The 12403-nt window shown below is 37.8% G+C and carries 7 protein-coding genes and 1 pseudogene; 6 read left to right on the top strand and 2 right to left on the bottom strand.

The annotated features are described in order from the left end of the window. Positions 1-305: 305 nt before the first annotated feature. Positions 306-965: pseudogene (locus tag EHQ62_RS01125) on the bottom strand (PepSY-associated TM helix domain-containing protein); the annotation flags it as partial. A gap of 109 nt (positions 966-1074) precedes the next feature. Then, a complete protein-coding gene (locus tag EHQ62_RS01120; protein WP_135640432.1) occupies positions 1075-4587 on the bottom strand; it encodes a nitrate reductase in 3513 nt (1170 codons plus the stop codon). Between the two features lie 420 nt (positions 4588-5007). Between EHQ62_RS01120 and nirB the strand changes: the two genes are divergently transcribed. The 6 genes from nirB to EHQ62_RS01090 all read left to right on the top strand — a co-directional run bounded on the left by nirB (position 5008) and on the right by EHQ62_RS01090 (position 12376). Further along, positions 5008-7527 (top strand): nitrite reductase large subunit NirB, encoded by a 2520-nt coding sequence (gene nirB / locus EHQ62_RS01115; protein WP_135640431.1) that lies wholly within the window; start codon positions 5008-5010, stop codon positions 7525-7527. 15 nt (positions 7528-7542) lie between these two features. Continuing rightward, positions 7543-7923 carry a nitrite reductase small subunit NirD gene (gene nirD, locus EHQ62_RS01110; RefSeq protein WP_135640430.1) on the top strand — a complete coding sequence of 127 codons (381 nt, stop codon included), beginning with the start codon at positions 7543-7545 and terminating at the stop codon, positions 7921-7923. Continuing rightward, the gene (gene cobA, locus EHQ62_RS01105) at positions 7920-8711 is read left to right on the top strand and encodes a uroporphyrinogen-III C-methyltransferase (protein WP_135640429.1); all 792 of its coding nucleotides are present in this window, start codon (positions 7920-7922) and stop codon (positions 8709-8711) included. The genes nirD and cobA overlap by 4 nt, the downstream gene beginning before the upstream one ends. Positions 8712-8720: 9 nt before the next feature. Further along, complete coding sequence (moaCB, locus tag EHQ62_RS01100) at positions 8721-9635, top strand: bifunctional molybdenum cofactor biosynthesis protein MoaC/MoaB (RefSeq protein WP_135640428.1); 915 nt, start codon at positions 8721-8723, stop codon at positions 9633-9635. Continuing rightward, positions 9632-10822, top strand: a complete 1191-nt coding sequence (locus EHQ62_RS01095; protein WP_135640427.1) for a molybdopterin molybdotransferase MoeA — start codon at positions 9632-9634, stop codon at positions 10820-10822. The genes moaCB and EHQ62_RS01095 overlap by 4 nt, the downstream gene beginning before the upstream one ends. A 198-nt stretch (positions 10823-11020) precedes the next feature. Beyond that, on the top strand, positions 11021-12376 hold the full coding sequence (locus EHQ62_RS01090; protein WP_208720594.1) for a NarK family nitrate/nitrite MFS transporter: 1356 nt from the start codon (positions 11021-11023) through the stop codon (positions 12374-12376). The last annotated feature ends 27 nt before the right edge of the window (positions 12377-12403 follow it).

Genomic DNA, 12403 nt, shown 5'->3' with positions numbered 1-12403 from the left:
ATTTACGTAAGTTCCATATAGTTTTGAACAATTTGAAGGTGCTGCAACACAGCCTTGCAATAACGCTTTTTCTCTGAATTGCTACTGAATAAAACATAGGATCCATATCGACTTTCCCATCCAGAAGATTGGAATCGATTCCCATAAAACCCAATGGTTTCCTCTTTTGAATGATGTGGAAAAGAAATGTAACCTAATTGAAATCCAGGGATTTGACTTTCAGATTTTTCTAATAAAGATTCTATAGATTTTGTTTCCGACCATAAACCATGAACAATGTTTTCCTCAGGATGATTACGAATCAAAGTATCACGTATACTCCACCAACCACCAGTTATTGATAAAATGAGGTGAAACCAAACTGCATTAATGCCAACAAATTTATGTAAGTCGGAAAAAAGAATTTGAAAACTTTCTTTGAATCGCAAACGAAATAAACTTTTCCAAAATCGTTTATAAAGTTTGATCCCAGTAAAAACTAATAATAGATATATAATAGCAAAACAACCTGTAATAAAATAACCAACTCCTCCCATAAATAAACTGTAATGTAATACTAACAAAAACCCATACAAACTATCGCTACGATCGTCCTTTAATGATCCTATCAAATGACCTTGGTATGGATCCAAAAGATAAACGAATTCCTGACTTGGATTTTTTTTATCATGATACCAAACTTGGTCTGGTTGGTTTTTGAGATCGGAAACTAACCATCCCGCAATGCTACCATCTGGGACTTGTTTTTGGAATTGGTGATAGAGTTCATCAAATCCAAGTCGCCTATCACCACCTGTGATTTCCATTGGTGTCAAAAGGGATTGAATTTCTTTTCCATATACAAGTAGAGAGCCGCTGATCCCAAGGATCAGTAAAAAGATAGATCCAAAAAGTCCCAAAACCAGATGGAGTTTGTACCAATGTTTTGCTTTCAATTCTTTGTCCTTAGTTTCCTTTTCTCCCATTAAATGATATTAGGTCTCATTTTCAAGTAAATTAGGAAAAGGTTTCCGATTGGAAAAACTAGGAGTGCCGATCGCTAAAAATTTAAGACGTAATTTGAATTGTATGGGTTCACACGATGGCGAGACATCTCTTAATGATCTGACTCACCTCAGGCCGGCAACTCCCACATCCAGTTCCGGCTCCCGTTTTTTCCATCACTTCGGCTAAATTTTTAGCACCTGATTGGATAACGTCTTCGATATTTCCTTGGCCCACTCCGTTACAGGAACACACCAAAACACCTTTGGGAGGTTTGGCGGTGGATATACTCGACAACAGTTGGTGTCTTTTATCACCTAACTCTAATCCGGAAGCGATGAGATTTTTGTATTCTACAAATTCAGATTTGTCCCCTACAAGGATAGCTCCCACCAATTTATCACCTTTTACAATGCATTTTTTATATTTACGCCTTTTACGGTCCATGAAGACAATTTCTTCATATTCATCCGATAAATCTTCAAATTGGATTCCAGGTAATCGTAAGGATACTAACTCCAATCCAGGGATTTTTAATAAATTTGAATGTAAGGATCCCTTATATGTTTGAAATCGATATCCATAAATATGATTTGCAGCGACTTTCGCTTGTTCTTCGGCGGCAAGGACTGTTCCATATACACCTGATGTATGTTCGGCGACTTCTCCAATTGCATAAATATCAGGATCGGATGTCTGCAAAAATTCATTTACCTTGATACCTTCAGCAATTTCTATTCCCATCTCTTTTGCCAAGGACAAATTTGGACTTGTGCCCATCGCATAAACGATACCGTCAGGATATATTTTTTTTCCGTCTTTCAATTCCACAAAAGTAACTCGATCATAACCATGCACTTTTGAAATTTCTGAATTGAATGATATATCAATTCCACGACTTTCGATCTCTTCTCGTAAAATTTCACAAGCAATTGAATCAAGTTGTTTTGACATCAATCGATTGGTGCGAACTAAAACAGTTACCTTAACACCTAAAGATTTCAGAGCGGATGCGAGTTCCAAACCTAATAACCCACCGCCAACGATTAATGCATGAGAATCTGGAACAAAAAAACCTTTGATTTTATCAGCATCCGTTTTAGCTCGTAGACTAAAGACTCCAACCATGTTTGGAGATATGGATTTTGGAATTTGAGGAGAACTTCCAGTTGCAATGATTAGTTTGTTGTAGGAATATGAGTTCCCAAGTGAATCCTTTACAATTTTCGCTTCTGGCAAAATACTAGTGACCGAAGTTGATGTATGCAGTTGTATGTCCCAAGATTTTACTTCCTCTGCACTCACACTTGTCAATTCAGTAAACAACTTCTCACCGCTGATAAAATCAGGAAGTAAGATGCGATTGTACAATGGATTTTCTTCCTTACATAAAACCGTAATTTCATCATCTGGGCAAAGTTCTTTGTAATGTTTGATGAAGGCAGATGTACTATTTCCACCACCAATGATTAAAATTTTTTCTTTTTCCTTTTGATAATTACGAATTTGTACAGCAGATATCTTAAAACCTGGTTGTTTCGAAAATGGATCAAATTCTTTGTTTGTTAAATTGTTCGCTCGAAATTCATCGTTCTGATTTTTTTTCCCCCAATGCATTGGTAAAAAAACAGACCCTTGTTTGATGGTATCGGTTACCTTTGCCTTTACACGCACGAGTCCTCGGTCATTGAAAACTTCCACCAGTGTGTCATCTTCAATTCCAATCGATGTAGCATCTTTTGGATGGATTTCCAAATAAGGTTCACTTTTATGTTCCATGAGTTTACGAACTTTACCAGTCCGTGTCATGGTATGCCATTGGTCTCGGATTCGCCCAGTTGTGAGTATGAATGGATACGTTTCTGAAGTTTTTTCAGAAAGATCATCTGGTTTGACATCAAAAATTTTTGCCTTACCATTCGGTCTGTAAAATTGATGATCGGTGAATAACCTGGGAGTTCCTTCTCTGCTATTTTCAGGAAATGGCCATTGGACCGATCTTTTTTCCCGTAAAATCGAATAATCTAATCCACTAATGTCAATTTTTGTCCCTTTTGTTAAGGCAGCATGTTCCAAAAATACTTCTTCTTCCGATCGGTATGCAAAAGAAGAACCGAAACCCATTTTCTCCGCAAATTTTTGGATGATGAGGGTGTCTGAAATTGCTTCTCCAGGTGGATCGATGATTTTGGAAAGATACGTTACTCTTCGATCTGAGTTTGTCATCGTTCCTTGTTTTTCAGCCCAGCCTGCGGCAGGTAAAACATAATCCGCATACGGGATCGATGCATTACTCATGGAAATGTCTTGGACAACAACAAGTTCCGCTTCACGTAATCCTTGTTCCACTGTCCTTGCGTCAGGTAAACTCGTAGTTGGATTCGTACACACAATCCATACGGCTTTCATTTTACCGCTTTTTAGATTCTCAAACATCTCGACGGCTGTATAACCTGGTTTGTCCTTGATTTTACCTTCACTCACTCCCCAAAACTTCTCTACTTCATGACGATGGTTTACATCATTCAAATCTCGGTGTGCGGGTAACAAATTACAAAGACCCCCCACTTCCCTTCCTCCCATGGCATTCGGTTGGCCGGTAAGGGAAAATGGACCAGAGCCAGGTTTCCCAATTTTTCCAGTGATGAGTGATAAATTGAGTAGTGCTAGATTTTTGTTCACACCAATCACACTTTGGTTCAAACCCATTGCCCAAAGGGACAAAAAGCCTTTTGCTTCGTGGATGTATTTTGCTGCAAGAGCAATGTCTTCCAAAGGTATACCACAAATGTTTGCCGCTTCAAACAAATCAAAACCTAAAAGGAATGATTTTAACTCATCGAATCCTTCCGTATGAGATGTAAGAAAGGAATGATCAATCCAATCATGATCGATCAAAATTTTTGCAATGGCATGAAAAAGATAAATATCGGTTCCAGGATGGATTTGAAGGTGAAGGTCAGCTTCTTCACATGTGTCGGTTTTTCTGGGATCAACCACAATGAGTTTCGTATTGGGAAAATTTTTCTTATGTGCTTCAATCCTTCGGAATAAAATTGGATGGCACCAAGCAGGATTGGCACCTGCAATGAGAAAACAATCTGCAAGTTCAATATCTTCATATGATACAGGAACACTGTCTTCACCTAATGCCATTTTGTATCCAACAACCGCGGAACTCATACAAAGCCTAGAATTGGTATCGATATTATTACTTCCGATAAAACCTTTAATTAACTTATTAATAATATAATACTCTTCTGTTAATAACTGTCCTGATACATAAAATCCAACAGAATCTGGACCATACATAGCAATTAGGTTTTTAAACTTTTCACTGATCGAATCGAGTGCCTGGTTCCAAGAAATTCGTTTTAATTCAGAACTCCGTGTTGTACGGTGTAATGGATAGAAGATCCGATCACTTCTGTCCATCACGGTATAATGCAAATTCCTTCCTTTCGAACACAACAACCCTAAATTGGCAGGATGGTTTTTATCCCCTTCCACAAGAATTTCATGATTTCCTAATTTTTGAATCGTGACACCGCAGCCAACACCACAATAGGAACAAGTTGAAGGATATGATTCTTTGCTTCGCACATTGGAAAATTAGCAATTTTTATGCCAAATGCTGAATATTTCACAAAAATGCTTATTCTAATATAAAAAATCAATATTAGAACCAAATTTGGCATTCTTCTTTTCTAACATTCTAATGATTAGGATGCAAAATGTACACGACCTAGGCGATATGCCTCCATTTCCCCAATTTGATCACGAAAAATCTTTTCCCGTAAATAGAAAAGGCCATTCAAAAGAATGGAATGTTCTGAGTCAAACTGCTGTCCAACAGCTGATTCATTCCAAAAAACCGACATTTTGTACACGATCGTTACGGATCTTTGCTAATTTAGACCTTTTATTGATCTAGATGCCTTTCTTTGGTACAATTCGTGCATAAAAAGTATGGAAAGGGGCTTTTGTAGCTCCTTTAATTTGTGCCTTGGGTTAGGTAAAGAAATGATCAAGCGGAAGTTAGTTGTCATAGGGAATGGAATGGTTGGCCACAGGTTCTGCGAAAAGTTGGTAGAATTTGGTGGGACTGACAAATTTGAGATCACGGTCCTTGGAGAAGAACCCAGACGAGCATATGACCGAGTTCACCTCTCTGAATATTTTGCCAATCGCTCTGCAGAAGAACTCTATCTATGCAGCCCAGATTGGTATAGAACCAATGGCATTAAATTATTGTTATCTGAACCTGCCATCTCACTTGATACAGTAAAAAGAAAATTAGTAACAAGTTTAGGAACAGAATTAGAATTCGACGAGTTAATATTTGCAACAGGCTCTTCCCCTTTTATTCCACCACTTGAAGGTTTAAACAAAGAAGGTGTATTTGTTTATCGAACCATTGAAGACTTAGAAGAAACATTAGAATATAGCAAAAAAATCAAAAAAGCGGCTGTGTTAGGTGGCGGTTTACTGGGTCTCGAAGCGGCAAAAGCTCTTGTAGACTTAGGAAAAGAAACACATGTGATTGAATTTGCACCAAGGCTAATGCCGCGCCAACTTGATGAAGGTGGAGCCTCGATTTTAAAAGCCAAAATTGAGGAAATTGGTGTTGAAATCCATTTAAATAAACAAACCGAAACTGTTCTAGGAGACAAAAAAATTGAAGGATTTGCCTTCAAAGATGGAGGGACCTTAGATTTTGATATGTTAGTTGTCTCGGCAGGAATTCGTCCTAGGGATGAATTGGCGAAAGAGGCAGGCATTAGCGTTGGCGAACGTGGTGGTATCATTGTAGATGATGGTATGGGAACCAATGTTTATGGAATTTATGCTATCGGCGAAGTTGCATTACATAGAAATTTTATTTATGGTCTCGTAGCACCTGGATATGAAATGGCAGAGACACTTGCCTTTAATCTTTGTAGCCCCGGTAGTAAACCAAAAGTTTATGTAGGATCTGATCTCTCCACAAAACTCAAATTAATTGGTGTAGAAGTCGCATCATTTGGAGATGCCTTAGGACAAAACGAACACATCCCTATTGTATTCAAAAATCCTAGAAGCGGAGTTTATAAAAAACTCGTCATTTCACCGGATGGAAAGTATTTACTTGGTGGAATCCTTGTGGGAGATGCAAAAGCATATGGTAATCTTTTATCCTTTTATCTGAACAAAATGGAATTACCAGACGAACCAGAGACATTGATTGTAGGTTCTGTATCTTCGGAAAATTTATTTGGTGCTGATACTTTGCCAGATGAAGCAAAAATTTGTTCCTGTAATAATGTTTCCAAGGGAGATATCTTAAGTGCAATTCGTGAGAAGGAATGTTTTGACATCACTAGTTTAAAAAATTGTTCAAAAGCGGGTAGTGGTTGTGGTGGTTGTTTACCCCAAGTCAATTCTATCTTAAAAGCAGAACTTAAGGTGCAGGGAAAAGTGGTCACAGAACACCTCTGCGAACATTTTAAGTTTTCAAGAAAGGAACTTTTCCAAGTCATTAAAGTAAAATCATTAAAAACATTTCCTGATGTTTTAAAAGAAGTAGGAAAAGGCCATGGTTGTGAAATCTGCAAACCTGCGGTAGCGTCAATCCTTGCAAGTATCTGGAATGAACCTATATTAAAACACAGAGAAATCCAAGATACCAATGATAAATACTTAGCCAATATCCAGAGAGGAGGAACCTATTCCGTAGTTCCAAGAATTCCTGGCGGAGAAATTACACCCGACAAACTGATTGTGATCGGTGCAATCGCTAAAAAGTACAATTTGTACTGCAAAATTACAGGTGGACAACGAATCGATTTGTTAGGTGCAAAACTAAACGAACTTCCAGCGATTTGGAAAGATTTAGTAGACAATGGATTTGAAAGTGGACATGCCTATGGCAAATCAATGCGAACTGTAAAAAGTTGTGTTGGTTCCACCTGGTGTAGATTTGGAGTTCAGGACAGTACTTCTTTTGCCATCAGATTGGAAGAACGATACAAAGGTATCCGCGCTCCTCATAAATTAAAATGTGGGGTATCTGGATGTATCCGAGAATGTGCGGAGGCTCGAGGTAAAGATTTTGGAATCATCGCAACAGAAAAAGGATGGAATTTATACATCGGTGGGAATGGAGGTGTGAACCCAAAACATGCCATCCTATTTGCTGAAGATTTGGATGAAGACACCTGTATCAAATACATAGATCGCTACATGATGTTTTACATCCGCACTGCTGACAAATTAATGAGAACCTCAACATGGTTGGAACAACTGGAAGGTGGAATCGAATACCTCAAAGATGTTGTGATAAATGACAGATTAGGCATAAACTCACAGTTAGACGAAGAAATGAAACATTTGGTGAACACATACCATTGCGAATGGAAAGATGTTGTTGAAGACACCGAAAAACAAAAAAAGTTCAAACACTTTGTCAATAGCAACGAAACAGATCCAAACATTCAGTTTACAGAAGAACGTGGTCAAATCCGACCTATCGATTGGTTACAAAAAGATTTGGTGAAAACTTAAAAAAAGGATATTTTTATGCAAACGAATCAAAATACAAAAGAAAAAGTATTCATAGGTCCAATCGCAGATTTTGAAAAAGAAGGTGGAGTTAGTGCAAAAATTGGAACGAAACAAATTGCCATTTTTTATTTTGAATCAAAAAATGAATGGTATGCATGTGATAATGCATGCCCTCACACAGGTGATATGGTTTTATCGAGAGGTTTATTAGGCGACGCAAACGGTGAACCAAAAGTTGTATGCCCACTTCACAAACGAAATTTTTCATTACAATCAGGTGAATGTTTGAGTGATGAAAAATATAAAGTGAATCTTTATCAAGTCATCGTAGAAAATGGGTCTGTTTATCTCGAAATAGACCCTTCTCTTTTACAATCTACTGGTTTACCATCATGAGCGGTATTTCTAATCAAATAAACAGAGGTAAAATTTATTTGGTTGGTGCAGGTCCTGGTGACCCTGAACTTCTCACAATCAAAGCATTAAAAATCTTAAGAAAAGCTGACATTGTATTTTATGATGACTTGGTATCTCCTAGGATTCTTGGAGTTTGTCGCAAACGAATCCAAATGGTATATGTAGGAAAACGTTTGGGAATTCATAGTTGTTTGCAAAATGAAATCAATGATAAACTAATCCAAGCAAGTGTAGAACACAAAACCATTGTAAGATTAAAAGGAGGAGATCCTTCTATCTTTGGAAGGGTTGGCGAAGAGTATGCATCCATTTTACAAGCAGGAATTTCTTGTGAAATCATAGCAGGGATCACAACTGCATCTGGTGTAGCATCATCATTGGGATTCCCACTGACACATAGAGATTATGCTAGAGAAATATTATTTTTATCAGGGCATAAAAAAGACGGAGTGAATACCGATGCCTTTCAAAATTTAAATTGTATCGGAAAAACAATCATCATCTATATGGGACTGAATTCACTGACTCTGATTGCCTCTGAACTCATTCGATCGGGAAATCTTCCTTCGACTAGAATCGCCGTCATACAAAATGCAACCTTAGACTCAGAACGAGTTTTCACTGGTAATTTGGAAACCATTGAATCCATAGTCACAAAAAATGAAGTGAAATCTCCGGCAATCTTAGTCATTGGCGAAATTGTCCGTTTTTATGAAGAGATGAAATTTTTGAAAAATGGCTGTGCTTCCATTCTATCTCCTGTATAAGGGATAGGAATGAATGATATTACTGGAAAAAGAACAACCCTTCGTTTTGCAGAAGCAGAAGGATTTGTTTATTGTCAAAAAGAAACCATCGATAGAATCAAAGCCAATACCCTCCCCAAAGGAGATTTGTTTGGAGTCGCTAAAGCCTCTGCACTATTAGGTGCTAAAAAAACATCCGACCTCATCCCGCATTGCCACCCTGTTAATATCGATTCGTTTTCCATTCAATTTGAAATTTTAGAAGAAAAAAATGCAGTTCGCATCCTTACGCAAGCAAAATCAATCGGCAAAACTGGAATCGAAATGGAAGCCTTAACAGGAGTAACTGTTGCGGCTCTTGTGATCTATGATTTATTAAAACCAATTGATAAATCCATAGAAATATCTTCGGTTAGGCTTCTAGAAAAAAAAGGTGGGAAAACAGACAAACAAATCGCCAAATTCGCGTTTGGTTCAACGTCAAAAATTTTAGTTTGTTCCGATTCTTGTTTTGCCGGAAAAAAGGAAGATAACTCTGGCAAAATCATCTCTGAACTTTTAAAAGAAGAAGGTGTTGAAGTTTTAGAAATTAAAATTATACCGGATGAACCCGATGTTATCAAAGAAACAATCACCAATTGGACAAATGAAAACATAGATTTAATCGTAACTACCGGTGGGACAGGGCTTGGTCCAAGAGATAACACAACCGATACCATTAAACCAATGTTAGAAAAGGAAATTCCTGGAATCGCAGAAGTGATGCGTTCCTTTGGCCAAGACAGAACACCATTTGCAATGTTATCCAGATCCATAGCGGGAAGTATTGGAAAATCCATCATTGTTTCCGTCCCTGGGAGCAGTAATGGGGCAAAAGAAAGTATGACATCCATTTTACCTGCAATCTTTCATTCCAAAAAAATGATGCGAGGGGAAGGACATTGATTCCTTACGAAGAGGCAATTCAATTCATTGACCAAGAAGCCAAGTCTTTTGGTACGGAATCGGTTCCATTACTTGAGGCATACGGACGTATTTTGGCTGAATCAGTGTTAGCTGATCGTGATTACCCTCCTTTCAATCGTTCCGCAATGGATGGATTTGCAATCGCACTTAAAGATTTTGAAGCAAACAAACAATTTGTTTATGAAAGAGAACTACACGCAGGGTCCACTTTAAAAAAACTACCAGAGGAAACTGTCATTCGAATCATGACGGGTGCCCCTGTTCCGGAAGGATTTGATGTTGTGATCAAAATAGAAGATACAATTCTTTCGGAACATCAAAATCAAAAAATGGTTAAGTTCCCAATCGAAAATGTTTCCCTTTGGCAAAACATCGCCAAACAAGGAGAAGATGCCATTAAATCTGATCCCATGCTCTCTGTTGGAACATATCTCAATCTATCAGAAGTTTCCTTATTAGCAAGTTTAGGAACAATGGATGTCACAGTATTTTCACTCCCGAAGGTAAAAATCATTTCAACTGGAAATGAAGTTGTCCCTTTTGGTGTCACTCCCCTACCTCACCAAATTCGAGATTCAAATTCTGTTACCATCTCTACCTTTCTAAAAAAATGGAAAATCACTCCGATTGAAATTTCAAGAGTTCCAGACGACGTAAGTATAATAAAAAATACAATCGAACAATCATTAGATTGCGATATCCTGATCCTATCTGGTGGCGTTTCCATGGGAGAAATGGATTTAGTTCCCTCTATTTTAAAAGAATTGGGAGTTGAGACCATTTTTCACAAAACAGCGATTAAACCAGGAAAACCAATATGGTTTGGTAAAAAAAAGAAAACCATAGTTTTCGGCTTACCTGGGAATCCCTTTAGTGTTCAAACTTGCCTACGAATTTTTATCGATCCATTTTTAAGGAGTTGTTTTTCCCAAAAAAAAGAAGTTTATCTCAAATTTCCAATTTCCCAAACCAAAAAGAAAAAACATTCACTCACAGAGTTTTTCCCTGTTCGATTTACAACCAATGAAAAAACTCGATTGGAAGCGATTGCCTTTAATGGAAGTGGTGATATCAAAGCAGGTATTTTTTCAGATGGCCTCGCTCTATTCCCAAGTGAATCAAAGGAAATCTTATCCGAATCTAGTATCCAATTTTTACCATGGTAGATTGACTTTAGACAGATTGTACGTTCCGTACACAGATAATTCGAATTTTATACAATTCTAATTCTAGGGATATCCTCCTATCTAAAATCCTCCAAAATTATATAAAACCCCTTTATTTTTAGCCTTTTTTGGAGTTTATGAGTTCGATCATTTGGTACAATTTTTGCAAATAAATTCTCCATAAGGAGAATCATTCCCGTGACGATTACACCTCATGCGAAAGCAACTAAAATCGATTTATTCAGTTTCAAAACTCCCCAAATGAGAACTTTCCATCTCACTTGGATCGCCTTCTTTTTGTGTTTTTTTGGATGGTTTGGCATTGCCCCACTAATGGTTTATGTAAGAGAAGAGTTATCACTCACGAAAGCACAAATTGGAAACATCATCATCGCATCAGTTGCGATAACAATATTTATGCGACTTTTGATCGGATGGTTGTGTGACAAAATTGGACCTAGAATTGCTTATACATTTTTATTAATCTTTGGATCAATTCCGGTTATGTGCATCGGTTTGGCTGACAGTTACCTTACCTTTTTATTATTACGATTGGCGATTGGGGCAATTGGGGCTTCATTTGTCATCACTCAGTACCATACATCTGTTATGTTTGCACCAAATATAATTGGAACAGCCAATGCAACGACTGCCGGTTGGGGAAACCTAGGTGGGGGTGTAACACAAATGGTGATGCCTCTGATTTTTGGTTTTTTTGTCGCATTTGGTTTTACAACGGGAGTTTCTTGGAGACTTGCCATGGTTGTCCCTGGTGTTGCTCTATTCCTTATGGGGATCATCTACTATTTCGGAACACAAGATACGCCAGGAGGAAATTTTAAAGACATCAAAGATACATATCCAACCTTTCAAGGTGGTAAAAAAAATTCTCTTTCTAACTTTCTTTTGGTGATAAAAGATTCTAGAGTTTGGTTATTATTCCTAGCTTATGGAGCTTGTTTCGGAATTGAGTTAACCATTAACAATATAGCTGCGTTATATTATGTTGACCAATTCAAACTTGAACCTCCTACTGCAGGACTCATTGCCGGACTTTTTGGACTGATGAATTTGTTTGCAAGAACACTAGGTGGTGTTTTCGGAGATAAATTTGGCATTAAATGGGGGTTACGCGGTCGAGTGATTTGGTTATCGGCTGCCCTCGCTGGCGAAGGAATTTGTTTGATCTTGTTTTCGCAAATGACTTCACTCATACTTGCCATATCATCTATGATCGTATTCAGTTTATTTGTCCAAATGTCTGAAGGAGCAACCTTTTCCGTAGTTCCTTTCGTTAACAAAAAAGCGATTGGTGCAGTATCCGGGATTGTGGGAGCCGGCGGAAATGTTGGCGCAGTTTCGGCAGGATTTTTATTCCGAGGTGAATTGACCTACCAAAACGCCTTACTCATCATAGGTATTCTGGTTACAGTCTCTGCATTTTTTGCATTACTCGTTCGTTTTTCAATGGAAGAAGAAAAAGAAGTGGGAGACGAGATGAGTCAAATCGTGCCAACAGGTGAGAAAAAGGCAGACTTGTTAACTGCTACTTGATCTAAAACAAAAATACAAATTTCTTTT

This window comes from Leptospira jelokensis, from assembly GCF_004769635.1.
Classification (GTDB): domain Bacteria; phylum Spirochaetota; class Leptospiria; order Leptospirales; family Leptospiraceae; genus Leptospira_A; species Leptospira_A jelokensis.
The sequence above is the reverse complement of the archived record's forward strand: the minus strand, read 5'-3'. Positions and strand labels throughout refer to the sequence as shown.